Here is a 23,987-nt window from a genome sequence, read left to right on the forward strand (position 1 = left end):
AGGCATACAAAAAGGCCCGCATGGTGATTCATGCGGGCCTTTTTTGTGGCACTAGTGAGGACGCCTTCGCGGGCAAGCCTCGCTCCTACAGGTTATGCGCAATCCTTGTAGGTGCGAGGCTTGCCCGCGAAGAGGAGGCCCGTCAGAGCAACCCATCACTCTCCGGCAACTCATATTCCGCCGCGACCTTGCTCAAGGCACTCGGCTTACCCGGTTTGCTCAGGGTCGGCTCCTTCTCCAGGCACTCCACCAGATAATCAATAAACACCCGCAGCTTCGGCGGCAAATAACGCGTCGGTGAATGCAACAACCACGCCCCACCATGGTACGAGGCCAGGAAGGTCCAGTCCGGCAACACCTGCACAATCAACCCCTGCTCCAACGCATAACGGGCGGTGAAGTACGGCAGGCTGCCAATGCCGATATGCTGCAACACCGCGCCCAATCGCACTCCGGTGTGATTGGCCGCATAGCGCCCGCGCACGCCGACAGTCACGGCCTTGGTACCTTTCTTGAATTTCCAGCGGGCATCGCTCGGCGTTTCGCCCAGGTAGATGCAACTGTGATTGAGCAAATCGTGGGGATGCGTCGGCGTGCCGTGTTCGGCCAGGTATTGCGGCGTCGCGCAGAGCAAATGGTCGATGGTCAGCAACTGCCGCCCGACCAGTCCGGCGGGCGGTCGATCGGTAATCCGGATCGCCAGATCGACGTTGTCGTCGATCAAATCCACTTGCCGATCTTCGAGCAACAACTCCACATCCACTTTGGGGTAACGCCGCAGAAATTCGGGCATATGCGGGTGAATCACAAAGCGCCCCACCGCTTTGGGCACGCTGACCCGCACCAGGCCTTCGGCCTCATGGGTGAACTGGCCGCTGATTTCCATCACCGACTTGGCTGCGCTGACCATCTCCTGGCAACGCTTGAACACTTCTTCGCCGCCATCGCTCAACCGCAACTTGCGCGTGGTGCGCTGCAGTAACCGGGTGGCCAGGGCTTTTTCCAGGCGCGAGATGCTGCGACTGACCGCCGAAGGCGACGAGCCTAATTGACGTGCCGCTTCGGAGAAGCTGCCGGTCTCGACAACCTTGACGAAAATCGCCATTTCACCCAACAGCGGCAACGGTAGATTTATGCTCACAGCGCAACAGTCCTTTGATGTTTGAACGGATTATCACGCAATTCCACGCTTCATATAATAAAAATAGAAACTTTAATAAGGGCATGGAATATGACGCTTCGCCTCTTTTTCCATAGTGATGACCTCAAGGCCAATGTGGAAGTCCTGGATTGCACGCCCCACGAGAATGAATTCGCGGTCGTTTTGCGCGCCACACTGTTTCACCCACAGGGCGGCGGCCAGCCCTTTGATACCGGTTGGATCGGTGAAAGCCAGGTATTGCGGGTGGTTCAGGATCCGGACCGGATCGTCCATTACGTCGACCACCCGGTGAAACTCGGCATGACCCAGATCAGGGTCGATGAACCACGCCGCCGGCTCAATACCCGCCTGCATTCGGCCGGCCACCTGATCGGCCACTTCGTCCAGGCAATGGGTTGGATGCCGATCAAGGCCCATCACTGGCCAGGCGAAAGCCGCGTGCAGTTCAAACCGACGGAGTCGGCCGCCGAGGTGGATATCCAGACCGTGCAGCACGGCATCGAGCAGTGGATCGCCCACGACCTGCCGCGCCTGACGTCACTGCGCGAAGGTGCCCGGGAAATCGGTTTCGGAGAACTGCCCGCCTACGGTTGCGGCGGCACCCATGTACGTAGCCTGAAGGATTTGGGCACAGTCACGATCGACTCCCTTTCACTGAAAAAGGGCACGTTGTCCGTCCACTACCACGTGGATTGAGCTTTTTGGCGATGTCGACACCGTCATCGCCTGACGCCGGGGGAGCCTGCATTCGCGAGCTCCGTTGACTACTCGATAGATGGACCTAAACCATGATGCTTGACGTCGAGCGTCTCGATGAGACGTGCATAAAAAAACTGGCCAACGAAGAAGTCCTCGCCATCCGCGTCAAAGGCTTTTTGCCTCAACCGCTGGCGGTGCAGATTGGCGACAAGATCCTTGCGCCGGGCTTCGAGGGTTACATCAACGCGCCGAGTATCGGTCGCATCGGCATGGCGTTTTACGAAGCGGAAAACCAGCCGCTACTGATTGAAGACTATTTCGAGCGCGCCACCAGCAACATCGAGGAATTGCGCAATCGCTGTGCGCCCTACTCGTCCCCGGTCGACACCCTGCGTTGCATGCTCGACGAGTCCTGGCCAGCGGGCGCACATCTGGAAAACCTCTACGGCCGCAAGATGTATGTCGGGCTGTCTCGCGTGGTGAAACCTGGCGTGTGCTTCCTCGCCCATCACGACATCTTCGCCAAGGACGCCCCGGACAGTTTTCAGGCCCGCAGTCTGGAGGCGCAATTCGCCTGCAATGTTTACCTGAACATGCCCACCGAGGGCGGCGCGTTGCAGATGTGGGACCACGACATTTCCCCCGACCAGTTCGATGAAATGCGTGGCGACAGTTACGGCATCGACCCGACCCTGCTTGGCCCTCCGACCCTGGAGGTACGCCCGGATCCGGGTGATTTCATCATGTTCAATTCGCGCTGCATGCACTCGGTGACCCCGGGTGTGGCCGACCCGCGGTTGAGCCTTTCGTTCTTTGTCGGCTATCGCGGCAATGCTTCACCCCTTACTTTTTGGAGTTGAGATGCTTTCGAATTACCTGGGCGAGTTTCTGGCGCTGGCGACCATTCACTTTCTGGCCGTGGTCGCGCCCGGACCGGACTTTGCCGTGACCATCCGCCAGAGCGTACGCTTCGGCCGCCTGGTGGGCATCTGCACGGCGCTGGGCATCGGCGCGGGGATTTCCGTGCACGTGCTTTACACCCTGCTCGGCGTCGGCGCGTTAATGCACACCCTGCCCTGGCTATTGACGGTGGCCAAGGTCGTGGGCGGCGCCTACATTCTGTACCTCGGCGTCAGCCTGTTGCGCAGCAAACCCAAGACCGCACTGGAAGGCGAAAAGCCGGCTGACGAGCCGGTCGTGGAACAAACCTTGTTGAAGGCGTTTACCACTGGTTTTTTGACTAACGCGACCAACCCGAAAGCCACGCTGTTTTTTCTGGCGATCTTCACCACCATCATCAGTGCCACGACACCGCTGCAGATTCAGGCGCTGTATGGCCTGTGGATGTGCTTCGTCAACGCACTGTGGTTTGTGATCGTCGCGCTGTTCTTTTCCAGTGCACGGGTGCGCCTGCTGTTTATGCGCATGGGGCACTGGTTCGAACGGACCATGGGGGTGATTCTGATCCTGTTTGCCGGACGCCTGATTCTGTCGATGTAAAACCTGCGCCTATAAAAAGGCCCGCTCAGTCTGACTGGCGGGCCTTTTTTCTGGATCAGTACAAATCGCGCACAAACAAAAACGCCGCTCAATGAGCGGCGTTTTTGTTGAATATGGAGCGGGAAACGAGACTCGAACTCGCGACCCCGACCTTGGCAAGGTCGTGCTCTACCAACTGAGCTATTCCCGCAAATGGCGTCCCCTAGGGGACTCGAACCCCTGTTACCGCCGTGAAAGGGCGGTGTCCTAGGCCACTAGACGAAGGGGACACGCTAACTGAAACACATGGTGTGTATTTCAGTGCCCAAATCCGCATCCGAAGATGTCGGTTCTGGTTTCACTCAGCCCTGCCCGAAAGCAGTGCTGTTTAAAAATGGAGCGGGAAACGAGACTCGAACTCGCGACCCCGACCTTGGCAAGGTCGTGCTCTACCAACTGAGCTATTCCCGCATTGGCGTCCCCTAGGGGACTCGAACCCCTGTTACCGCCGTGAAAGGGCGGTGTCCTAGGCCACTAGACGAAGGGGACACACGTACAACATTCACTCCTTACCGCGTTTCGCTGTGTGCTTTACGCTGTAAGTGGCGCGCATTCTATGGATGGATTGAGGGGTCGTCAACCCCCTGATATAAATTTATTTAAATCAATGACTTCGCCGTGCTTTGCGAGGCGAATCCGGGTTTTCCGTCGCCCGGTGTTTGACGCCTATATTCTGTCACCCGCCAAGGCGCTATAGTCCACCCACGCCACAGGTGATGGCATTGTGCACCGCGCTCGCTGTTACTTATATAAGCGGGATCACGGCCGATATAAGTAGAGTCGTGGCTGATTCAACTCGTCGAGCGGCCCTATGCGCCCCCAGGCCAAGCCACTACACTCGCACGCGAACCCTATAAAGAGGTCTTACCGGTGACACCACTCATGATCACCCTGCTAGTCGTAGCCGGGATCGCACTATTGATCGCCATTGGCTACATGAACCATGTGGTGGAAAACAATAAGCTGGAAAAGGCCCGCACAAAGGTTGAACTCAACGATCGCCTGCGTCGCTGCGGCGAAATCACCGAGACCTTCCCCGGCCAGTTGATGACGCCAGCGCTCAAGCTGCTGCTGACGCGCCTGGAGCTGAACGTCTGCCAGCGCCTGCTGCACCTTGAAAAAACCAGCGCCTCGGTCAAGGCTCGAATTGCCGAACTGAGCACGCTGGTCGCCCAAGGCGAATCGATCCCGGTCAACAACCCGCCGGCACCGATCCAGACCGAAGCCAAGGCCAAAGACGTGCGTTTCCTGCTCGAAGCCTTGCACGGCCAGATCACCCGCGCCGCCCAGGACGGCTTCCTGCCGACCAACGAAGCCAAGCGCTGGATCCGCGAAGTTCGCCACATCCTGGTACTGCTGCACATCGAGTTCTTCAACAACCTCGGCCAACACTCCCTGCAACAGAACCAGCCCGGCCAGGCTCGCCTGGCATTCGAACGCGGCGTGCAATACCTGCGCAAACAACAGGAACCCCAGGTCTACGCCGAACAACTCGAATACCTGGAAAAACTCCTGGCCCGCGCCAATGCACAGGTCATGGACCAGACTGCCCCGGCAGAAGGCGAAGTCAACCAATTGACCGAAGGGCTGAAAGACGTCGAGGCAGATGCCGACTGGAAGAAGAAAGCGATTTACGACTGATCAGCACAGTCAGAGAAAGCCACCGGGAGGTGGCTTTTTTTTGCTTTGGGTTTGATGGGGGCAAGATTAGAAGCCATTAAACCTACAAGAGAATGGTCGGCTGCGAAGCCGTCTTCGCAGGCAAGCCAGCTCCCACAGTTTGATCGAGTGTTTCCGGGAGAGATTGGTCGCTGTCAGGGCGCCTTCGCGGGCAAGCCTTGCTCCTACAGTTTGAATGAGTACATTCGGGAGAGGCTGGTCGGCTGTCAGGACGCCTTCGCGGGCAAGCCTTGCTCCTACAAGATCAAAACCAAAAGCAGAGCGGCATACACCGCCCCGCTCTTCACCACTCATCAGGCCGAGCGTTAGCTCGCCTGCAGCTCTTGATCTTGCTCTACCGCCCCTTCGGGAGGCCGAGTGGAGGTTCTGCGTAGTGGGCAGCCCGGCATGGATGCCGGGCTAGCCGCCCCCGGCCATGGATGGCCGATGGCGGCGGGCCCACGGAGCAGGACCGGAGCGAGGGAACGCCGAGCCCAAGCGAGGGGCCGGACGCCGGGGCGAGACCTTTTGGTTCCTTTTGGGGCGTTTGCCAAAAGGGACTCGCCGTAAGGGCGAAACCCTAAGCCGCCGTTACCGCAGAAACGGATATGTACTCACCCACCAAAGAACCTGGTCGACCCAAAGGTCGCCAAGGTAAAGCGTCAAAGCCGAAAATGCCCAACCATCCCCTTAAGCTCAACCCCCAACTGCGCCAACTCAATACTGGAAGCCGCATTCCCCTGCATGGCAAGCGAAGACTGATCCGCACTCGCCCGAATACTCGTCACACTGCGATTAATCTCCTCAGCCACCGAACTCTGCTCCTCGGCCGCCGCCGCAATCTGCTGATTCATCTGCTGAATCAACGACACCGCCGCCGCAATACTCCCCAACGCACTCTCAGTCTGCAGCGCATCACTCACCGCCAGTTTCACCAACTCACCACTGTTCTGAATCTGCTGCACCGACGATTGCGCCGCCGAACGCAACGCACTGACCAACCGCTCAATCTCCTCGGTCGACTGCTGAGTACGCTTGGCCAACGCCCGCACCTCATCAGCCACCACCGCAAACCCCCTGCCCTGCTCACCCGCCCGCGCCGCCTCGATAGCCGCGTTAAGCGCCAACAAGTTAGTCTGCTCAGCCACGCTTTTAATCACACTCAGCACCGTGCCAATGTTCTGGATCTCGGCACTCAAACTCTCGATGCTGGAACTGGCCGACGTAGCCGAATCCGCCAATTGCTCGATCCGCGCCATGCTCTGGCGCACCACCTGCTGACCACTCTCAACCTTGTCATCCGCCGTCTGCGCCGCCGTAGCCGCCTCTTCCGCATTGCGCGCCACATCGTGCACGGTCGCAGTCATCTGATTCATCGCCGTAGCGACCTGCTCGGTTTCTTCCTTCTGGCTGCTGACTTCCAAATTGGTCTGCTCAGTCACCGCCGACAGCGATTGCGCGGAACTGGCCAACTGCTCGATGCCCGCCTGCAAACCACTGACGATACTGCTCAGTCCTGCACCCATCTGCTGCATCGCCAGCATCAACTGGCCGATTTCATCACGACGGGTCACTTCAACCGTCGCACTCAAATCCCCCGCGGCAATCTGCTGGGCGACACGGATCACACTGCGCAGCGGCGCCACGATCAACCGAGTAATCACCCACGCCGCAATCAGCCCGACCAGCAGCGCCAGCGCCGAAGAGCCGACGATCAACAACGAATTCTTTTTCAGCTCAGCCTGCATCGCCCCGTCTTCAGCCACATAAGCCTGATCCACCCGCTCCACCACTTGGGCGGCGCGCTGGTGCAACTGCTCATAAACAGTTTTTTCCTGGGCCAACAGCCCGGTGTACTCGGCGAGTTTTTCGCTGAAGCTGGCGATGTGGCCGGTCACTTCATTGAGGACCGTCTGATAGCCCTCGTCCTTGACCGTGGTTTTCAGTTGTTCAGCCTGGGTCAGCGCCTGGTCGGCCTGCTCGATCTTGCCCTTGCCGGCGCTGTCATCGTCACCCTTGCGACTCTGGTCGAGACGCACTCGGGCCTCATTCATGGCCTGCAACATCAACCGCGACACCTGGCTGACCTGGTTGGCCTGTTCGATGAATTGCGCGCCGTCCTTGCCCTCGGAATCCTTCAAGGTATAGGCGCCATCATCGGCGAGGCCGGCCTGCAACACGTCGAGGTTGTTGGCCACGCTGGACACCGACCAACTGGCCATTTCCAGCGCAAGGTCCTTGGCCTGGGTCAGCGAGACAAACTCGTCGAAAGCCTTGCGATAAGCACCCAACGACTGCTCGACATCGTTCATCACCGGCACGTTGGCCGCCGACTGCGCCTTCAACTGGGTCGCCAATGCGACCAGCGCATCAACCCCCTGCCGCAGGGCATCGGCGGTTTTCGGGTTGCCGTGCAAGGCATAGTCCTGCTCCAGCAAGCGCACTTTGAGCAAACCGCTGTTGAGCGACGACATCTGCTTCAACCCGTCGAAGCGATGACTGATGGTTTGCAGGGACCATACGCCAATGGCTGCCACCAAGGCTGTCAACAACAGCACCAGGACAAACCCGATACCCAGTTTTTTCGCCATACCGAGGTTGGCAAAACGTCCTTGCACGGCCGAAATCATTGCTCGTAGTCCCCTGCCATAGTCTGTAGATGGAGATTCGCAACGGGCCTGTGTCAACACAAGTCTCTGGCATCGGAATAATGGCAAAAAGCTACGCCCACGTCGTTTTCAGAATGTTTTAGGTCGATTCGAAGCAGTGGCCTGGAAAAACCTGCGCGCGCGCGGATCGCAAGCGTAGGCCACATTGATACGCTGCCAGTCATTGGCCTCACCGGTCGGACTGAATGCCGTCGGGGAAGACAGCAGGACACCGAAACGTCGCGCCTGCGTGCGCAACTGAGCGTAGTCGGACATGGGCGATCGTGCCCAGATGAACAAGCCGCCGGCCGGCTTGCCGAACACCTCCCATTCGGCATCTTCAAGCAACTGCAGCGCCGCGGCCCGATCCACGTTCAACCGCTGACGCTGACGCTGTACCAACTTGCGATAGGCACCGGAGGCCAACAGGCTGGCCAGCACTGACTCGCAAAACCGTGAGCCACCCATGCTGCTGATCATCTTGACCTCGGCCAGCCGCTCAATGAGTCCGGCGCCAGCCACCACAAAGCCGACGCGTAATGAGCTGCTGAGGGTTTTCGAGAAGCTGCCGACGTAGATCACCCGGGCGTCGTCATCCAGCGCCGCGAGGCGTGTGCCGGGCCCGTTGTGCATATCCGCATAAACATCGTCTTCGATCACCAGCACACCATGGACCTTGCTCAGCTCCAGAACCCGCTGCGCCACCACGGGCGTCACGCAACTGCCCGTCGGGTTGTGGTGGAAGCTATTGATGAACAGCGCACGAGGATTGTGCTCGTTCAACAAACCCTCAAGCACTTCCGTGTCGGGCCCGCGCGGGGTTCGTGGCACCTCAAGCATGCGGACACCGTGCAGCCTGAGCAGATCGAACAGATGCGAAAAACCGGGGCTTTCCACCACCACACAATCCCCCGGCCTGAGCAAGGCACGCACAATCAGGTCGAGCCCCTGGCTCGCGCCCGCCGTGGTCAGGACCTGGCTTTCGTCCGCTTCGATATTGAGCTGTTTCAAGCGTTTGAGGATTTGCTCGCGCAACGGGAGCAAGCCCAGCGGCGTGCTGTAGTTGAACAGACCGGCCATGTCGGCGCGGGCCACCTCGCGGATGGCGTAGCTGAGGTCATCCGTCTCGCGCCAGTTTTCGGGCAGCCCGCCACACCCCAGCATCAGTCCACCCGACAGACTGTCGGTGAAACCCGCCTGCATCGCCTCCACACCTTCGAACCTGGGCAGGTCCCCTGCGGGCGGCGCAACCGACGCCGACGCGGCGACAAAAAAACCCGAACCGGGACGCGACGCCAGAATCCCTTGAGCGACGAGGCGCTCGCAGGCTTCGACGACACTGGATTGACTGAGCAAATTGAGCCGCGCGATGTGTCGCACGGAAGGCAAACGCGTCGCGGGCGGTACTTCACTTTGACGGATCCAGCTCGCCAGTCCGTCGACAATTTGCTGTACGACGGGCACCATTGCCTGTCGATCAATTCTCAATTCCATGAGCACGCAAACTCCTGTCCATTTTGCTGGCAGCAGTTAATCACAGGAGCGCGCGTCAGGCTGTGCGACAACGCCGTCAAAAGCGGCGGTTCTAACCATTTGAAACACATTCCCCACGCAATCGAGAAACCTGTGGGAGCGAGCTTGCTCGCGATGAGGGAGTGTCAGTCACCATCCATGTTGTCTGATACACCGCTATCGCGAGCAAGCTCGCTCCCACATGGATAGGGTTGTCAGATCTCAGAAGGCGGTAACGCCGCCATCGACAGCCAGCGAATGCCCGGTGGTGAACGCCGCACCGTCGCTGCACAGGTACAACACGGCGCTGGCGATTTCCTCGACCTTGCCGATGCGGCCGACCGGGTGCATGGCGTTGGCGAATTCAGCCTTCTTCGGGTCGGCTTCATAGGCACGGCGGAACATGTCGGTATCGATCACTGCCGGGCACACCGCGTTGACGCGGATCTTCTTCTTGGCGTATTCGATGGCTGCCGACTTGGTCAGGCCGATCACCGCGTGCTTGGAGGCGGCGTAGATGCTCATCTTCGGCGCCGCACCGAGGCCAGCCACCGACGCGGTGTTGACGATCGCACCGCCGCCCTGAGCCAGCAGCAATGGCAACTGATACTTCATGCACAGCCAGACGCCTTTGACGTTGACGCCCATGATTGCGTCGAACTCATCCATCGTGCCGTCGGGCAGTTTGCCTTTTTCGATTTCGATGCCGGCGTTGTTGAAGGCATAGTCGAGACGACCGTAGGTATTGATCACCTCGTCCATCAGATGTTTTACCTCGCTCTCCACGGTGACGTTGCAACGCACGAAGGTCGCTTCGCCGCCTGCCGTACGAATCAGCGCCACCGTGCCTTCGCCCCCCGCCGTGTCCAGATCGGCGACCACGACCTTCAACCCTTCGGCCGCAAAGGCCTGGGCGGTGGCGCGGCCAATACCATTGGCGGCGCCGGTCACAACGGCTACCTGGCCGGAAAACGTCATGCTCATTGTTCTGTCCTCGAAGAGAAGGTTGCGGGGGATCGCGTGCTTGCAGTCTAGCCACAGGGACCTGTCCCACGGCAGCACTATCAGAAGGCCGGTTGAGGGCCCATGACTCACAGTGATAGAACCGCCCGAGTCACTATCACTGCACTGGATCGGCCTGCATTCGCCGCATCAGCCAACCTTGCGGCATCTGCCTTGAAGGGCTATCAACAAGGCTTCATTCATCTTGAGTGCCTGCCATGACAACCCAGACCAATCGCCAGTTCCTGCTCGCCAAACGCCCGGTCGGCGCGGCGACCCGTGAAACGTTCACCTATCAAGAAGTACCGGTCGGCGAGCCGGCGGCAGGTCAGATCCTGGTCAAGAACGAATACCTGTCGCTGGACCCGGCCATGCGTGGCTGGATGAACGAAGGCAAGTCCTACATCCCGCCGGTCGGTATCGGTGAAGTAATGCGCGCATTAGGCGTAGGCAAAGTCGTGGCATCGAACAATCCGGGGTTTGCGGTCGGCGACTACGTCAACGGCGCCCTGGGCGTGCAGGATTATTTCCTTGGCGAGCCACGGGGTTTCTACAAAGTCGATCCGAAACTGGCGCCACTGCCGCGCTACTTGTCCGCGCTGGGCATGACCGGGATGACCGCTTACTTCGCCTTGCTCGACGTCGGCGCACCGAAGGCCGGCGACACCGTGGTGCTGTCGGGCGCGGCAGGTGCGGTGGGCAGCATTGCCGGGCAGATCGCCAAGATCAAAGGCTGCCGTGTGATCGGCATCGCCGGCGGCGCGGACAAGTGCAAGTTCCTGATCGATGAACTGGGTTTTGACGGGGTCATCGACTACAAAAACGAAGACGTCGTCGCCGGGCTCAAGCGCGAATGCCCGAAAGGCGTGGACGTGTATTTCGATAACGTCGGCGGCGATATCCTCGACGCGGTGCTGAGTCGTCTGGCCCTGAAAGCGCGGGTGGTGATTTGCGGCGCCATCAGCCAATACAACAACAAAGAAGCGGTCAAAGGCCCGGCCAACTACCTGTCGCTGCTGGTCAACCGCGCGCGGATGGAAGGCTTTGTGGTGATGGACTACGCCGCGCAATTCGCCGCCGCCGGGCAGGAAATGGCCGGCTGGATGGCCAAGGGGCAGTTACAGAGCCGCGAAGATATTGTCGAAGGACTGGAAACGTTCCCGGAGACGCTGATGAAATTGTTCAGCGGGGAGAATTTCGGGAAGTTGGTGTTGAAGGTTTAACCCGGTTTTTGCAGGCAACACATAACCAATGTGGGAGCGAGCTTGCTCGCGATTGCGGTGTGTCAGACAACATTGATGTCGACTGATACACCCTCATCGCGAGCAAGCTCGCTCCCACAGGTTTAGCGGTGTCTGTTTAGGCGATTTCGGCGACGACATCGGCCAACGCCTTGGCCGGATCCGCCGCCTGGCTGATCGGACGGCCGATCACCAGATAGTCGGAACCTGCATCCAACGCCTGGCGCGGGGTCAGGATGCGGCGTTGATCGTCCTGGGCGCTGCCCGCCGGGCGAATCCCCGGGGTCACCAGTTGCAGCGACGGATGGGCCGTTTTCAGGGCCTGGGCTTCCAGGGCCGAGCACACCAGACCGTCCATCCCGGCTTTTTCCGCCAGCGCGGCCAGGCGCAGCACTTGCTCCTGCGGCTCGATGTCCAGGCCGATGCCCGCCAGATCCTCACGCTCCATGCTGGTCAGCACGGTCACGCCGATCAGCAGCGGCTTGGGACCGGTGCGCTGGTCGAGCACTTCACGGCACGCCGCCATCATGCGCAGACCGCCGGAGCAGTGCACGTTGACCATCCACACGCCCATTTCCGCCGCAGCCTTGACGGCCATCGCGGTGGTGTTCGGGATGTCGTGGAACTTGAGGTCCAGGAACACTTCGAAACCCTTGTCACGCAGGGTGCCGACGATTTCCGCGGCGCAACTGGTGAACAGTTCCTTGCCGACTTTGACCCGGCACAGTTTCGGGTCCAACTGGTCGGCCAGCTTCAGTGCGGCGTCACGGGTGGGGAAATCCAGGGCGACGATGATAGGAGTCTGGCAGACGGACATGTGCGGGCTCTCAGGCAGGACGAAATCGGCGCGCATTGTAGCGGAAGCAGCGCCGCTGCGGGACCCGATGATCGGTAAATCGTCCCGAAGACTCTGGCAAGCCTAGCTTGTGCGCCAATTGTGTCGAGCCCGATACACACAGGACACGCCCACAACAAAGGGCGTCGCTACCCTCGGCAGCCGCAACACGTCCTTACAGCACTTCCCGCCTTCGGGCTGGACGCCTATGCTGAAGCCACAACCTCGCAGCCCATCTTTGTGGTTGGCAGCCTATCCGGCAGATGAACGCACGCATGCACAACACCTCAGCACCTGTGAACGACGATCAAAAAGCGCCCGGCGACGACAAACGCTGGAGCATTCGCGCCCTGATCGTCGACGATGACGTCCCGATCCGCGAATTGATGATCGACTACCTGGCCCGGTTCAACATCCACGCCAGCGGCGTCACCGATGGCGCGGCCATGCGCCAGGCACTGCAAGCGGAACATTTCGACGTGGTGGTGCTCGACCTGATGCTGCCCGGCGAAGACGGTTTGTCCCTGTGCCGCTGGCTGCGCGCCGAATCGGACATCCCGATCCTGATGCTCACCGCGCGTTGCGAACCCACCGACCGCATCATCGGCCTGGAACTGGGCGCCGACGACTACATGGCCAAGCCGTTCGAGCCACGGGAACTGGTGGCGCGGATTCAGACCATTCTGCGGCGGGTGCGCGACGATCGCACCGAACAGCGTGCGAATATTCGCTTCGACAACTGGCGCCTGAACAGCGTGCTGCGCCAGTTGATCGCGGCTGATGGCCTGGTGGTGCCGCTGTCCAACGCCGAGTTCCGGCTGCTGTGGGTGTTTATCGAGCGTCCGCGCCGGGTACTGAGCCGCGAACAATTGCTCGATGCCGCCCGGGGTCGCTCAATCGAAGCCTTTGATCGCAGCATCGACCTGCTGGTGTCGCGCCTGCGCCAGAAACTCGGGGATGACCCGAAAAACCCACAGTTGATCAAGACCGTTCGCGGCGAGGGTTATCTGTTCGACGCGAGAGACATCGGCTGATGCGTGGGCGCTTCGATACGCTGTTCGGCCGCCTGTTTGGTGTGTTGCTGATCGCGATCATCCTGGCGCACCTGCTGGCGTTTTTCTGGTTCCGCCACTACGGCCCGCCTCCCCCGCCACCGCCGCCCGGGTTTTCCGAGGACTTCGGCGGGCAGCGTCCACCGATGGACCCGCGCTTCGAAAAACGCCCGCCACGGCCGTGGTTCGGCGGGCCGTTGGTGCCGCTGACCTTTCAGTTTGTCTCGCTGATCATTGCGGCCTGGTACGGCGCCAAACTGTTGAGCCGACCGATCCAGCGCCTGAGCGATGCCGCCGAGCGTTTGAGCGAAAACCTCGACAGCCCGCCGCTGGACGAGTCCGGCCCCCGGGAAGCGCGGCAAGCCGCCCACACGTTCAACAAGATGCAGCGCCGGATTATCGAGCAAGTGCAGCAGCGCTCGCGGATGCTCGGCGCAGTGTCCCACGACCTGCGCACGCCGCTGTCGCGCCTCAAGCTGCGCCTGGAACAGATCGACGACAACAAGCTGCAAGGCCAGATGCGCCAGGATCTGGACGACATGATCGGCATGCTCGACGCCACCCTCACTTACCTGCACGAACAACGCACCAGCGAGGCCCGGCAGTGGATGGACGTGCAGGCGCTGGTGGAATCCCTGAGCGAAAACGCCCAGGACCAGGGGGCCGACGTTCAGGCCAGTGGTCACTGTGCACCGTTGCAAGTGCAACCGATGGCGTTGCGCTCATGCATCAATAATCTGATGGACAATGCCCTGCGTTATGCCGGGGACGCGCTGATTACCCTGGAAGACAGCCGTGAGCATCTGGTGATCCGGGTGATCGATCATGGGCCGGGGATCGCGGCGGACAAACGGGAAGCGGTGTTCGAACCGTTCTTTCGGCTGGAGGGTTCACGCAATCGCAACTCCGGTGGCGTCGGTCTCGGCATGACCATTGCGCGGGAAGCGGCGGAGCGGCTGGGTGGGCAGTTGAGCCTGGAAGAGACGCCCGGTGGTGGTCTCACCGCTGTCATTAACCTGCCTCGAACCTGAACCATACCGAGATCCAGCGGGCTTGCTCGCGAATACGGTGTATCAGTCAACAATGATGTCGTCTGACACTCCCTCTTCGCGAGCAAGCCCGCTCCCACAAGGGATCTTGGTGGAGCCCACCGACTCTGTGTACCAACCGGTACAAACGCCACATACCCACGACAACTTGCCCCTTGAGGCTGCATAAGCCGGTGCACTCACCGGTTTTCCGTCCAAAGGAGTGAGCCTTATGATCGGTAGCGTCAGCAGTAACTACACGAGCTATACCAGCACAAGCACCAGCAACACGGCGGCCAACGCCGCCCGCCGTGCAGAGTTCCAGAAACAACTGTTAACCAAGCTCGACACCAATGGCGACGGCTCGGTCAGTCAGGACGAGTTGAAAACCGCCCAGACAGAGAAACCCGACAATCGCCTGTTGGCTGACCTGAGCAAGAACTTCACCGACCTGGACAGCGACGACAGTGGCAGCCTGAGCAGTGAAGAAATGGCCGCGATGGCACCGCCGTCGCACTCGCAGGATCAGGCGCCGAACACTGATTTGGCCGACGCGCTCCTCGGCGCACTGGACGCCGACGGCGACGGCAACCTCAGCAGCGATGAACTGAGCAATGGCCTGACCGCCGCCGGCAGCACCGCCGACAGCAAGGAAATCTTCTCGGCCCTGGACAAGAATCAGGACGGCACCGTCAGCAAGGACGAACTGACCGCCGCCCTGAGCCCGCCGCCACCGCCGCCGCAACAGGCGTCCGGCGACCAATTGTTCAGCCAGCTCGACACCGATAGCGACGGCAGCGTCAGCGCCACCGAACTGAGCAGCGCGTTGCAAGCGAGCACCAGCAGTTCATCGACCTCCACCGACACCAGCGCCGCATTGCTGAAGATCCTCGACAGCGACAGCAGCGGTGGCGTCAGCAGCGACGAACTCAAAGCCGCCCTGCAGGCGGGTCGCGAGAAAAACAGCGACAGCTCTACCGACCAGTCGAATGTGAGCGAAGCGCTGCAGAAAATGATCGCCAATTTGAGCAAGCAGTATTCGCTGGATAACGTGGCGAGCGTGGGCAAGTACCTGAACGTTACGAGCTGACCCAAAAGCTTCGCGGGCAAGCCTTGCTCCTACAGGTTTTATGTCGCTCGCATCATCGCGACACGACGATAATCCTGTAGGAGCAAGGCTTGCCCGCGAAGAGGCCTTAAGCCCCAACAAAAAATCCCACTGACCTTCACAGGTTCAGTGGGATTTATATAAGCAGGGGAATATCAGCGGCGGTCTTCAACCCGCGCCTGACTCTTGCTCCAGTCAGTCAACAAGCTATACGCCACCGCCAGCAACGTCGGCCCGATGAACAACCCGATAAACCCGAACGCAATCAACCCGCCAAACACCCCCAGCAGCACAATCACCAACGGCAGATTCCCGCCGCGACTGATCAGGTATGGCTTCAGCACGTTGTCCACGCCGCTGATGATGAACGTGCCCCAGATGCCGAGGAACACCGCCATCCCGTACTCACCCTTCCAGGCCAGCCAGGCCGTGGCCGGAATCCAGATCAGCGGCGGTCCCATCGGGATCAGGCTCAACAGGAACGTCACGATCCCCAGCACCAGCGCCCCGGGAACCCCGGCGATCAGGAAGCCGATCAACGCCAGGATCGCTTGGGCCGCCGCCGTGCCGATCACCCCGTTCACCACCCGTTGCACCGTGCCGGCCACCAGTTCGATGTAATACCCGGCGCGGTCACCAATCAGGCGTGACAGCAAGCTATGGACAAACGCCGCCAGGCGCGGCCCGTCACGGTAGAAAAAGAACACGAAGACAATGCTCAGGGTCAGTTCGAGAATCCCGCCGCCAATCTGCGCACTGCGCGCCAGCAACCAGTTGCCGACCTGGCCGAGATAAGGTTTGACCGCCAGCATCATCGCCGCGCCCTGCTGGTCGATGCTGTTCCAGATGCCTACCAGCCGCTCGCCCACCAACGGCACGCTGACCAGCCAGGCCGGCGCTTCCGGCAGGCCATCGACCTGCACGTCCTTGATGAAGGCCGTGGCATCACGCACGTGGTCCGCCAGGTTGAACCCGAGCCACACCAGCGGCACCGCCACCAGCAACATCCAGCCCAGGGTCAGCAACGCGGCCGCCAGGGATTCGCGGCCATTGAGCCAACGGGTCAGCAAACGCATCAGCGGCCAACTGGCAAATGCCAGCACCGCGCCCCAGAACAATGCCGACCAGAACGGCGCCATCACCCAGAAGCTCGCGCCAAACAGCACCAGGAGCAGAATCTGCACCAACAGCCGATCGTTATTGAGCATGTAAGGTCTCGAAAAAGTCAGTCAGCAAAAGAGTAGGCGAACGCGCGGGACGCGTTCGCCAAATGCAGCTTATCGCAACAGTTCGATGTGCAGGCCAGCGCCTTCGACGCTGCCGGTTTCCATGCGCGCCGCGCGTACGCCCAAGGCGATCAGCGATTGACGCCAGGCTTCGGCCTTGCCCCCGGAAACACTGACTCGCAGCGTGGTGTCCAGGTTCAAACCACGGGAAATCAAACGCAACCAGGTGTCGTCGGGATCGGCATTCAGTTTCGGGAAGTCGAGCTCACCGGTGCTTTTGAGCTGGCGCAGCAGGGTTGCCGAGGTCGGCAACAAATCCCCCAGCGGCGCTGCCGAGTCAAACTGCTCAACGTGCAGGTAGGCTTTGCGATTGCCGCGGGTGATGCTGTAAAGCGCCACCAGCGAATTGTCGTTGGGCGCGGCGCGGCGCAGCAGCAAATACGCCTGTTGATCGTCGGCGCCAAACAGCTTGGCATTGCCGAAGACTTCATTGGCCCACAGGCTGCTTTCACCGCAATCACGGGCCTGGCACCAGAACAGCAATTCGGCGCCCTGCTTCTGCAAGGCTTCGCGGGCGACGGTAAAGGCTTCGGTGGAGGAATGCTCCGGCGGTAGCTCGTAGGTCACCGAGGTGGTTTGCCCACGGGCGCTGACCTGACCGTCAAAACGCAACTGGCCGCTGATCTTGCGGATCGAGCCCAGTGGATAGATCCGTTCAAGCTCCACCGGCGGGCGATAGTCGACGATCTGCGCATCGGCCAGGCGTGGCACGATCGGCAGGTCCTGGCTGCCCGGAACATCGGCAGCGAACAATAAAGGGCTGAAACAACACAACGCCAACAGGCTGAGTAAACGCTTAGGCCGGCTCATCGGATCAGCATGGCCGGGGCGACCGCGAGGCCATTCGGGGTCGCAGCGGTGTAGAGATTTATCATGGTTGTCTCCCTTTTCAACCCGCCCAGCCTCGACAGTTGCCCGGCGCAAGTCAAGGAACGGCGAAGAACCGATTGAAACAGTCTGCGACAAGGTCGGCACCGGACTCGTCATTCAGGTGCAAATGATGGCCGCCTGGCAGCTGTTCACGGCTAAAGGGTAGACGCTCCAGCAACTCGGGATGTTTGGCGAGCATGCCGTCAGCCGCAACCACCAACAGCGCAGGACAAGTGATCCGCTCAACGAAAGCCATGGCTTGTTCTTGTGTCAGACGCAGCGGCGACGGCAGCGTGAGACGGCTGTCGGTGCGCCAGGTGTAACCGCCCGGCACCGGCATCAGCCCCCGTTGCGCCAACAGTTCGGCGGCTTCGCGACTGACCGCCACCAAGCCTTTCATCCGCGCTTCGATGGCCCGGTCCAGCGTGCTGTAGACCGGTTTGCGCTTCTCCCGCAGGTCCAGTTGCGCTTGCAGGGCCATGCCCATGCGCTCGGCCGCATTTTCGCCTTTGTCTGTAGGAGGAATGACGCCATCGATCAACGCCAGGTGCGTGACCCGCTCCGGCATCGACCCGGCGATGATCAACGACGCAATCGCGCCCATGGAGTGGCCCAACAGCGCAAACCGCTTGAGTCCAAGCTGTTCGGCGACTTGCAGCACGTCATGGGCGTAATCCCACATCGCGTAGCCGGCGCCGCTCGGCCGATGCCCGGAGTGGCCGTGACCGGCCATGTCCAGGGCGATGATGCGCAAGCCTTTGAGCTTGGGCGCCAACCGCGCAAAGCTGTTGGCGTTATCGAGCCAGCCGTGCAAAGCGATCACCGGCAAGCCATCTTCGGGACCAAACAGATGCGCCGCCAGCTCGATGTGCGGCAGGCTCAGGCGAACTTCTTCGACGCTGCTCATGCGCAATCCTGCTGGCGGCGACCTTCCCAGCGGCTGAACAGGTTTTTCAGCAGCGTGGCGGTGTCTTGCGGACGTTCGAGCGGAAACATGTGGCCGCCGGGCATGGTCAGGGATTCGCCCAACGGCATGCGTCCGACGGAGCTGGCGTGATGGCGCATGACCACGCGGCTGTTGTTCCCGCGCACCACCGCCAGCGGTACTTTCAACTGCCGTGCGCGACCGGGGCTGGTGTGCGGCACGCCTCGGTAAATGCTGATTTCCGTGGCCGGATCGAAGCGCAGGCGCAGCTTGTCGCCGACCTTGTGCAAACCGTGTTGCAGGTAGGCGTCGAAGCATTCCGGATCGAACCCGCGAAACAGGGTTTTGCCGGAGAAGTAGCGGCGGGCGCTGTCCAGGTCGGCAAACTCTTCACGCCGGCCCAGGGTGCGACCGGCCGGCGTCAGGCGATCGATGAAGCCGAAACGCTTGGCGGCAAGGATCACCCATTGATCGGCGCGGGTCAGCACCGGCGAATCGAGCATCACCACGCCGCGATACAACTCGGGGCAACGCAGGGCTGCGTGCAGGTGCAGCACACCACCAAAGGAATGGCCGACGCCCCAGACCGGTTCCGGTTGGCGCTTGAGGTGATGGATCAACTCATCCACCAGGTTGCGCCAGTTGTCATCGGCTGGAAAACGCGGGTCATGGGCGTGTTGCTCCAGATGCGTCACCTGATATTCGGGCGCCAACGCCGCGAACAACTTGCCGTAGGTCCCCGAAGGAAAACCATTGGCGTGGGCGAAAAAGATCTGCTGCGACATACCGGTCAATCCATGGGCGAGAAACGTGCGTTGATTGTCCGTAAGACCACGCCTTACAGCAATGACTGTAACTGACAGGAAGGGTGACAGTCTGGCCATGGCTATGAGTCATTCAGCCTTGGCGCAGAACCCAGTGGCGAGCGAGCTTGCTCGCGCTCGGCTCATGTAGCAGCTGGCGAAGCCTGCGTTCGGCTGCGCAGCAGTCGTCAATTCAGACGACTCGGTGTGTCTGATGCACCGGGTTCTCAGGTTTCACGACTGCTGCGCAGCCGAACGCAGGCTTCGCCAGCTGCTACATGGAATCGCATCAACGCGCAGGTGGATTCTCACCCAACGGCACCACCGCCATGGTCAGCCGCGAAATGCAACTGGCCTTGCCTTCGTCGCTGGTCAAGCGGATATCCCAGACATGCGTCGTACGGCCGATATGAATCGCCTTGGCCACCGCCGACACCCGCCCACTGCGCAAGCCGCGCAGGTGGTTGGCGTTGATTTCCAGGCCGACGCAGTAAAACTTGCTGGCGTCGATGCACAGGTAACTCGCCATTGAACCGACCGTTTCCGCCAGCACCACCGAAGCGCCGCCGTGCAGCAGGCCGTAGGGCTGATGCGTGCGATGGTCGATGACCATGCTCGCGGTCAGGGACTCGTCGTCGAAGGCTTCGAAGCGAATATCCAGCACTTCGCCGATGGTGTTTTTCTGGATGGCATTCAATTGTTCAATGTTGGGAGCGGTACGCCACAGACTCATCGCTGACTTCCTTTATTGATGTTGTTCGTCGCTCAATCCTGCCACAGCACCGCTTCGTTGCGCTCGCTCCATTCTTCGAAACGGGCGCCATACGCCGCTTCGATCACGTTGCGCTTGATCTTCAGGGTCGGCGTGAGGAAGCCGTTTTCCACAGCCCAGCTGTCCTTGACCACCACCAGCCGGCGCAAGCGTTCATGTTTGTCGAGGGCACCGTTGACCTCTTCCAGGAGTTTTTCCAGGCTCGAATGCAAACCCGCACGCGCCGTGCCGATTGCGTCCTGCTGGCCGACCGCCGAGAGCACGCACAATCCCAGCGGCGCGCTCAATCCATCGCCGACCACGCACACCTGTTCGATCCGCGAATGCACCGCCAGGCGATTTTCGATCGGTGCCGGGGCCACGTATTTGCCTTTGCTGGTCTTGAAGATTTCCTTCAGACGCCCGGTCAGGCGCAGGTTGCCTTCGGCGTCTTGTTCGCCCTTGTCACCGGTACGCAGGAAGCCGTCTTCGGTGAGGGTGTCGGCGGTTTTCTCCGGTTCCTTGAAATAGCCGAGCATGGTCGCACCGCTACGCACCATCACCTCGCCCGTCTCGGCGATCCGCACTTCAACCTCGGGACAGGGCTTGCCGATCCAGCCCGGTTTGTCGTCTCCGGGGCGACCGATGTGCGAATAACCACAGCTCTCGGTCATGCCGTACACCTCCAGCACGTCCAGCCCCAGTTTGCGGTACCACAGCAACAAGGTCTGCGGCACCGGGGCCGCGCCGGACAAGGCAATGCGCAACGCATCCAGCCCCAGCCCGGCGAGGACTTTGTGCCCTACCCGCTTGCCGATGATCGGCAGACCGAGCAGGAAATCGAGGCGCTTCGCCGGGATCTTGCTGTACACGCCCATCTGGAATTTGGTCCAGATGCGCGGCACGCCGAACATCGCTGTCGGCCGGGCACGCTGCAAGTCGGTGAGGAACGTGTCGAGGCTCTCGGCAAAGAATACGGTTTGCCCGGTATAGATCGATGCGAGTTCGACGAACATCCGCTCGGCGACGTGGCACAGCGGCAAGTAGGACAGCAATCGGTCCGACTCATTGAGGCCGAACAACTGCGTGCCACGGGTGGTGGCGAAACCGAGGTTGCCGAAACTGTGCATCACACCTTTGGGCAGGCCGGTGGTGCCGGAGGTGTAGATGATGGTCGCCAACTGCTCGGCGGTCGGTTTCGGGTCGTCCTGGATCGGCGAGCTCTTGAGCAAATCGTCCCAACTGAAAGCGAAAGTGCCGGGCGGATGCAGTGGCAGGCTGATGGTCGGCAGGTCGGGGCTGACCCCGCGAGACATGCCGGGCCAGTCATCCAGTTTGCCGATGAACGCCAGCGCAGCTTCGGAGTGCTCGAGCACTTGGGCCACGGACTCGGCGGTGAGGTTGGGGTACAGCGGCACCGAGACATGCCCGGCCATCCAGATTGCCAGGTCGGCGATGATCCAGTGGGCGCAGTTTTTAGAGATCAGGGCGATGTGGCTGCCTTGGGGCAGTTCCCGGGCACGCAGCCAATGGGCGGCGCAACGGGCCTGATGGCCGACATCTTCCCAAGTCAGGGTTTCGACCTGGCCACCGCCCACCGGCTGGACCAGAAACCGCTGGCGCGGATGGCGGGCTTCACGCTCGTAGAACACGTCCAGCGGCAAACGAAAGGCAGCAGACATGCGGCTTGCTCCTGTGTTTTGGTCTGGAGCAAGCGTAGTCAACCAAGCAAGTGCTTGGTTAACTATTTGTAAGCAAGATCAAAAGATCGCAGCCTCGTTGCACTCGTCAGCTCCTACAGGGCAATGCGGAACCCATGTAGGAGTTGACGAGTGCAACGAGGCTGCGATCTTTTGCTTTTACGGGTGCTTGATGCCGTTGAGCTTCATCGCCCCCGCCAGCGGCCCCTCGCCTTCGAGTTCGGCCAGGCCGGCGGTTTTCACCGCTTCCGGGTCCTGGACGTGACCGTGCTGCAGGTAACCCAGCAAATTGCCCACCAGCGGGTTATGGCTGACGAGCAAGGCGTGATCGACCGACACCAACTGCTCGGCCACCGCTTGTGGACGATTGTCGGGGGTCAGCCACTCGACCGTACGGATCTCGGGGGCGAACCCCAGCGCCGTGCGCACGATTTCCGCGGTTTCCTGCGCGCGCAGGTACGGACTGGCATAGATGGCCGTAATCGGGCGACCGATCAACTCGGCGGCAGTGCGCAGTACTTCTTCACGCCCGTGGGCGGTCAGTGCCCGCTCGGAATCCGGACGCGTGCCGTGTGGCTCGGCTTCACCATGACGCAATACCCAGAGTTTCATAGTTTCGGTTCCTCATCTCGAGCCGGATGTGGAGCAGGCGCCACCACATGCGGCGCTTCACCTTCCGGTGTACGCGGCGTCGGCCAGTCGGCGAACGGCCAGGGCTTCTGGTCGCTGTGAAACGTGCCGAAACGACCGATCTGCGCCAGGAACTGGCTCAGGCTGTCGCCGAAGTTCATCAGGCTGGCGCTCGGGGCGCCATAAATCAAACGATAGATCAACTGCACCAGCACCACCGCGCCGAGGATGAATTGCGCCACTTGCCAGACCAGCAAGAAAACGATCATCCACAACACCCGCAGCAGGATGGATTCATACTTGGCTTCCACTTTCGGATCGTTCATGTCCCGTTCTCCCTGCCCTTGGATTAAGTATTCAGTTAAAACCGCTGGTGGAAATGAAGTCGACGTCGGTCTTCGGCTCGGCACGCATTAACAGTTCGATCACCTGCTCAAGCGTGCGCCCTTCAAATAGAATCGCGTGCAGCCCGGCGACCAGCGGCATGTAGACGCCCGCTTCCTGGGACTTGGCCTTGAGCACTTTCAACGTATTCACGCCTTCGGCGACTTCGCCCAGGCGCGTCACCGCGTCTTCCAGGCTCAGCCCCTGGCCGAGGGCGAAACCGACCTGGTAGTTGCGGCTTTTCGGCGACGAGCAGGTCACGATCAAGTCGCCCACACCGGCGAGGCCGAGGAAGGTCATCGGGTTGGCGCCCTGATTCACCGCAAAACGGGTCATTTCCGCCAGCGCCCGGGTGATCAGCATGCTCTTGGTGTTTTCACCCATGCCCAGCGCCACCGCCATGCCGGCGATGATCGCGTAGACGTTTTTCAGCGCCCCGCCCAACTCCACGCCATAACGGTCGGCGCTGGCGTACACACGAAAGGTGCGGCCGTGCAGCGCTTCCTGCACCCGCGCGCACAACTCTTCGTCTTCGCTCGCAACCACCGTGGCGGTCAGCGCGTGTTCGGCGATTTCACGGGCCAGGTTCGGCCCGGACAGCACGCCGATACGGGCTTGCGGGGCGATCTCTTCGAGGATCTCGCTCATCAGCTTGAAGGTGTGGGCTTCAATGCCTTTGGTCAGGCTCACCAGCAATTTGCCGCTCAAGCGTTCGGCGTGCGGGGCCAACACCAAGCGCAGCGCGCTGGACGGCAGCGCGACGAAACACAGGTCGCAGGCCTCCAGCGTAGCTTGCAGGTCAGTGACCGCTTCCACGCCCGGCAAAATCTTGATGCCTTTGAGGTAACGCGGGTTCTCGCGATTGACCCGGATGGCCTCGGCCTGTTCGGGATCACGCATCCACTGCCGGACCTGAAGCCCGTTCTCGGCCAGCAGGTTTGCCACGGCGGTACCAAAACTTCCGCCTCCCAGGACCGCAATTGGGCGCTGTTCAGTCATATGCAATCCGTTAATCCATACCAGTGGCGATGCCGGCATTATACGGAGCGGCCCAGTGGCGGCCAGCCCCCGCGTCAATTACCGACACTTGTAGGAAGAAGACCAACAATTCCGAGGAAAATGCCCGTAACGTGACTGGAAAGTGACTGAGCTC

The 23,987-nt window shown here is 60.8% G+C and carries 22 protein-coding genes and 4 tRNA genes; 8 read left to right on the plus strand and 18 right to left on the minus strand.

Features of this window, described 5'->3' with window-relative positions:
- Window positions 1-142: 142 nt before the first annotated feature.
- Window positions 143-1,141, minus strand: coding sequence for a LysR family transcriptional regulator (locus HB680_RS18375; RefSeq protein ID WP_054613846.1), 999 nt, complete (start codon window positions 1,139-1,141; stop codon window positions 143-145).
- 90 nt (window positions 1,142-1,231) lie between these two features.
- Between HB680_RS18375 and HB680_RS18380 the strand changes: the two genes are divergently transcribed.
- From HB680_RS18380 to HB680_RS18390, 3 genes are all read left to right on the plus strand, one after another.
- The gene (locus tag HB680_RS18380; RefSeq protein WP_213939987.1) at window positions 1,232-1,858 is read left to right on the plus strand and encodes an alanyl-tRNA editing protein; all 627 of its coding nucleotides are present in this window, start codon (window positions 1,232-1,234) and stop codon (window positions 1,856-1,858) included.
- A gap of 92 nt (window positions 1,859-1,950) precedes the next feature.
- Window positions 1,951-2,721 (plus strand): 2OG-Fe(II) oxygenase, encoded by a 771-nt coding sequence (locus tag HB680_RS18385; RefSeq protein ID WP_213939988.1) that lies wholly within the window; start codon window positions 1,951-1,953, stop codon window positions 2,719-2,721.
- 1 nt (window position 2,722) lies between these two features.
- Window positions 2,723-3,361, plus strand: a complete 639-nt coding sequence (locus tag HB680_RS18390; protein WP_213939989.1) for a LysE family transporter — start codon at window positions 2,723-2,725, stop codon at window positions 3,359-3,361.
- Between the two features lie 114 nt (window positions 3,362-3,475).
- Here the strand turns inward: HB680_RS18390 and HB680_RS18395 are convergent.
- The 4 genes from HB680_RS18395 to HB680_RS18410 form a co-directional block, all read right to left on the minus strand.
- Window positions 3,476-3,551 (minus strand) — tRNA-Gly (locus HB680_RS18395).
- Between the two features lie 3 nt (window positions 3,552-3,554).
- Window positions 3,555-3,630, minus strand: a tRNA-Glu gene (locus HB680_RS18400).
- 105 nt (window positions 3,631-3,735) lie between these two features.
- Window positions 3,736-3,811: transfer RNA gene (locus HB680_RS18405), tRNA-Gly, on the minus strand.
- A gap of 2 nt (window positions 3,812-3,813) precedes the next feature.
- A tRNA-Glu gene (locus tag HB680_RS18410) sits at window positions 3,814-3,889 on the minus strand.
- 393 nt (window positions 3,890-4,282) lie between these two features.
- Between HB680_RS18410 and HB680_RS18415 the strand changes: the two genes are divergently transcribed.
- Window positions 4,283-5,041 carry a hypothetical protein gene (locus tag HB680_RS18415; protein ID WP_213939990.1) on the plus strand — a complete coding sequence of 253 codons (759 nt, stop codon included), beginning with the start codon at window positions 4,283-4,285 and terminating at the stop codon, window positions 5,039-5,041.
- A 680-nt stretch (window positions 5,042-5,721) separates the two neighbouring features.
- Here the strand turns inward: HB680_RS18415 and HB680_RS18420 are convergent.
- The 3 genes from HB680_RS18420 to HB680_RS18430 form a co-directional block, all read right to left on the minus strand.
- On the minus strand, window positions 5,722-7,689 hold the full coding sequence (locus HB680_RS18420) for a methyl-accepting chemotaxis protein (protein WP_213939991.1): 1,968 nt from the start codon (window positions 7,687-7,689) through the stop codon (window positions 5,722-5,724).
- 108 nt (window positions 7,690-7,797) lie between these two features.
- Complete coding sequence (locus HB680_RS18425) at window positions 7,798-9,201, minus strand: PLP-dependent aminotransferase family protein (RefSeq protein ID WP_213939992.1); 1,404 nt, start codon at window positions 9,199-9,201, stop codon at window positions 7,798-7,800.
- A 240-nt stretch (window positions 9,202-9,441) separates the two neighbouring features.
- The gene (locus HB680_RS18430) at window positions 9,442-10,203 is read right to left on the minus strand and encodes an SDR family oxidoreductase (protein ID WP_123407028.1); all 762 of its coding nucleotides are present in this window, start codon (window positions 10,201-10,203) and stop codon (window positions 9,442-9,444) included.
- A 236-nt stretch (window positions 10,204-10,439) separates the two neighbouring features.
- Between HB680_RS18430 and HB680_RS18435 the strand changes: the two genes are divergently transcribed.
- Complete coding sequence (locus HB680_RS18435; RefSeq protein ID WP_213939993.1) at window positions 10,440-11,444, plus strand: NADP-dependent oxidoreductase; 1,005 nt, start codon at window positions 10,440-10,442, stop codon at window positions 11,442-11,444.
- Between the two features lie 136 nt (window positions 11,445-11,580).
- On the opposite strand, the gene pyrF is transcribed toward HB680_RS18435, so the two are convergent.
- Complete coding sequence (gene pyrF / locus HB680_RS18440) at window positions 11,581-12,279, minus strand: orotidine-5'-phosphate decarboxylase (RefSeq protein WP_185066885.1); 699 nt, start codon at window positions 12,277-12,279, stop codon at window positions 11,581-11,583.
- A 293-nt stretch (window positions 12,280-12,572) separates the two neighbouring features.
- Between pyrF and HB680_RS18445 the strand changes: the two genes are divergently transcribed.
- From HB680_RS18445 to HB680_RS18455, 3 genes are all read left to right on the plus strand, one after another.
- A complete protein-coding gene (locus HB680_RS18445) occupies window positions 12,573-13,331 on the plus strand; it encodes a response regulator (protein WP_213939994.1) in 759 nt (252 codons plus the stop codon).
- Entirely contained in the window at window positions 13,331-14,380 is a 1,050-nt protein-coding gene (locus HB680_RS18450) for a HAMP domain-containing sensor histidine kinase (protein WP_213939995.1), read from the plus strand. The genes HB680_RS18445 and HB680_RS18450 overlap by 1 nt, the downstream gene beginning before the upstream one ends.
- Window positions 14,381-14,609: 229 nt before the next feature.
- Entirely contained in the window at window positions 14,610-15,467 is an 858-nt protein-coding gene (locus HB680_RS18455) for an EF-hand domain-containing protein (RefSeq protein WP_213939996.1), read from the plus strand.
- A gap of 173 nt (window positions 15,468-15,640) precedes the next feature.
- On the opposite strand, the gene HB680_RS18460 is transcribed toward HB680_RS18455, so the two are convergent.
- The 9 genes from HB680_RS18460 to HB680_RS18500 all read right to left on the minus strand — a co-directional run bounded on the left by HB680_RS18460 (window position 15,641) and on the right by HB680_RS18500 (window position 23,833).
- Complete coding sequence (locus HB680_RS18460) at window positions 15,641-16,693, minus strand: AI-2E family transporter (RefSeq protein ID WP_213939997.1); 1,053 nt, start codon at window positions 16,691-16,693, stop codon at window positions 15,641-15,643.
- Between the two features lie 69 nt (window positions 16,694-16,762).
- A complete protein-coding gene (locus HB680_RS18465; protein WP_213939998.1) occupies window positions 16,763-17,581 on the minus strand; it encodes a DUF4892 domain-containing protein in 819 nt (272 codons plus the stop codon).
- Between the two features lie 115 nt (window positions 17,582-17,696).
- Entirely contained in the window at window positions 17,697-18,548 is an 852-nt protein-coding gene (locus HB680_RS18470) for an alpha/beta hydrolase (protein WP_213939999.1), read from the minus strand.
- On the minus strand, window positions 18,545-19,351 hold the full coding sequence (locus HB680_RS18475) for an alpha/beta hydrolase (protein WP_123510005.1): 807 nt from the start codon (window positions 19,349-19,351) through the stop codon (window positions 18,545-18,547). Before HB680_RS18475 ends, HB680_RS18470 begins: the two co-directional genes overlap by 4 nt.
- A 307-nt stretch (window positions 19,352-19,658) precedes the next feature.
- The gene (locus HB680_RS18480; protein ID WP_213940000.1) at window positions 19,659-20,102 is read right to left on the minus strand and encodes a hotdog fold thioesterase; all 444 of its coding nucleotides are present in this window, start codon (window positions 20,100-20,102) and stop codon (window positions 19,659-19,661) included.
- A gap of 32 nt (window positions 20,103-20,134) precedes the next feature.
- Window positions 20,135-21,802: an AMP-binding protein gene (locus HB680_RS18485; protein ID WP_213940001.1), complete on the minus strand. Its 1,668-nt coding sequence runs from the start codon at window positions 21,800-21,802 to the stop codon at window positions 20,135-20,137.
- 177 nt (window positions 21,803-21,979) lie between these two features.
- A complete protein-coding gene (gene sixA / locus HB680_RS18490) occupies window positions 21,980-22,432 on the minus strand; it encodes a phosphohistidine phosphatase SixA (protein WP_213940002.1) in 453 nt (150 codons plus the stop codon).
- Window positions 22,429-22,776: a DUF4389 domain-containing protein gene (locus HB680_RS18495; protein ID WP_064676308.1), complete on the minus strand. Its 348-nt coding sequence runs from the start codon at window positions 22,774-22,776 to the stop codon at window positions 22,429-22,431. The genes sixA and HB680_RS18495 overlap by 4 nt, the downstream gene beginning before the upstream one ends.
- Before the next feature lie 31 nt (window positions 22,777-22,807).
- On the minus strand, window positions 22,808-23,833 hold the full coding sequence (locus tag HB680_RS18500) for an NAD(P)H-dependent glycerol-3-phosphate dehydrogenase (protein ID WP_213940003.1): 1,026 nt from the start codon (window positions 23,831-23,833) through the stop codon (window positions 22,808-22,810).
- Window positions 23,834-23,987 lie beyond the last annotated feature (154 nt).

Source organism: Pseudomonas sp. dw_612, assembly GCF_018449725.1.
Classification (GTDB): domain Bacteria; phylum Pseudomonadota; class Gammaproteobacteria; order Pseudomonadales; family Pseudomonadaceae; genus Aquipseudomonas.

Bases quoted from the DNA above. Each gene is read 5' to 3' on its own strand.
- HB680_RS18380 (WP_213939987.1), top strand. From the start codon at position 1,232: ATGACGCTTCGCCTCTTTTTCCATAGTGATGACCTCAAGGCCAATGTG.
- HB680_RS18385 (WP_213939988.1), top strand. From the start codon at position 1,951: ATGATGCTTGACGTCGAGCGTCTCGATGAGACGTGCATAAAAAAACTG.
- HB680_RS18390 (WP_213939989.1), top strand. From the start codon at position 2,723: ATGCTTTCGAATTACCTGGGCGAGTTTCTGGCGCTGGCGACCATTCAC.
- HB680_RS18415 (WP_213939990.1), top strand. From the start codon at position 4,283: ATGATCACCCTGCTAGTCGTAGCCGGGATCGCACTATTGATCGCCATT.
- HB680_RS18420 (WP_213939991.1), bottom strand. From the start codon at position 7,689: ATGATTTCGGCCGTGCAAGGACGTTTTGCCAACCTCGGTATGGCGAAA.
- HB680_RS18425 (WP_213939992.1), bottom strand. From the start codon at position 9,201: ATGGAATTGAGAATTGATCGACAGGCAATGGTGCCCGTCGTACAGCAA.
- HB680_RS18430 (WP_123407028.1), bottom strand. From the start codon at position 10,203: ATGAGCATGACGTTTTCCGGCCAGGTAGCCGTTGTGACCGGCGCCGCC.
- HB680_RS18435 (WP_213939993.1), top strand. From the start codon at position 10,440: ATGACAACCCAGACCAATCGCCAGTTCCTGCTCGCCAAACGCCCGGTC.
- pyrF (WP_185066885.1), bottom strand. From the start codon at position 12,279: ATGTCCGTCTGCCAGACTCCTATCATCGTCGCCCTGGATTTCCCCACC.
- HB680_RS18445 (WP_213939994.1), top strand. From the start codon at position 12,573: ATGCACAACACCTCAGCACCTGTGAACGACGATCAAAAAGCGCCCGGC.
- HB680_RS18450 (WP_213939995.1), top strand. From the start codon at position 13,331: ATGCGTGGGCGCTTCGATACGCTGTTCGGCCGCCTGTTTGGTGTGTTG.
- HB680_RS18455 (WP_213939996.1), top strand. From the start codon at position 14,610: ATGATCGGTAGCGTCAGCAGTAACTACACGAGCTATACCAGCACAAGC.
- HB680_RS18460 (WP_213939997.1), bottom strand. From the start codon at position 16,693: ATGCTCAATAACGATCGGCTGTTGGTGCAGATTCTGCTCCTGGTGCTG.
- HB680_RS18465 (WP_213939998.1), bottom strand. From the start codon at position 17,581: ATGAGCCGGCCTAAGCGTTTACTCAGCCTGTTGGCGTTGTGTTGTTTC.
- HB680_RS18470 (WP_213939999.1), bottom strand. From the start codon at position 18,548: ATGAGCAGCGTCGAAGAAGTTCGCCTGAGCCTGCCGCACATCGAGCTG.
- HB680_RS18475 (WP_123510005.1), bottom strand. From the start codon at position 19,351: ATGTCGCAGCAGATCTTTTTCGCCCACGCCAATGGTTTTCCTTCGGGG.
- HB680_RS18480 (WP_213940000.1), bottom strand. From the start codon at position 20,102: ATGAGTCTGTGGCGTACCGCTCCCAACATTGAACAATTGAATGCCATC.
- HB680_RS18485 (WP_213940001.1), bottom strand. From the start codon at position 21,802: ATGTCTGCTGCCTTTCGTTTGCCGCTGGACGTGTTCTACGAGCGTGAA.
- sixA (WP_213940002.1), bottom strand. From the start codon at position 22,432: ATGAAACTCTGGGTATTGCGTCATGGTGAAGCCGAGCCACACGGCACG.
- HB680_RS18495 (WP_064676308.1), bottom strand. From the start codon at position 22,776: ATGAACGATCCGAAAGTGGAAGCCAAGTATGAATCCATCCTGCTGCGG.
- HB680_RS18500 (WP_213940003.1), bottom strand. From the start codon at position 23,833: ATGACTGAACAGCGCCCAATTGCGGTCCTGGGAGGCGGAAGTTTTGGT.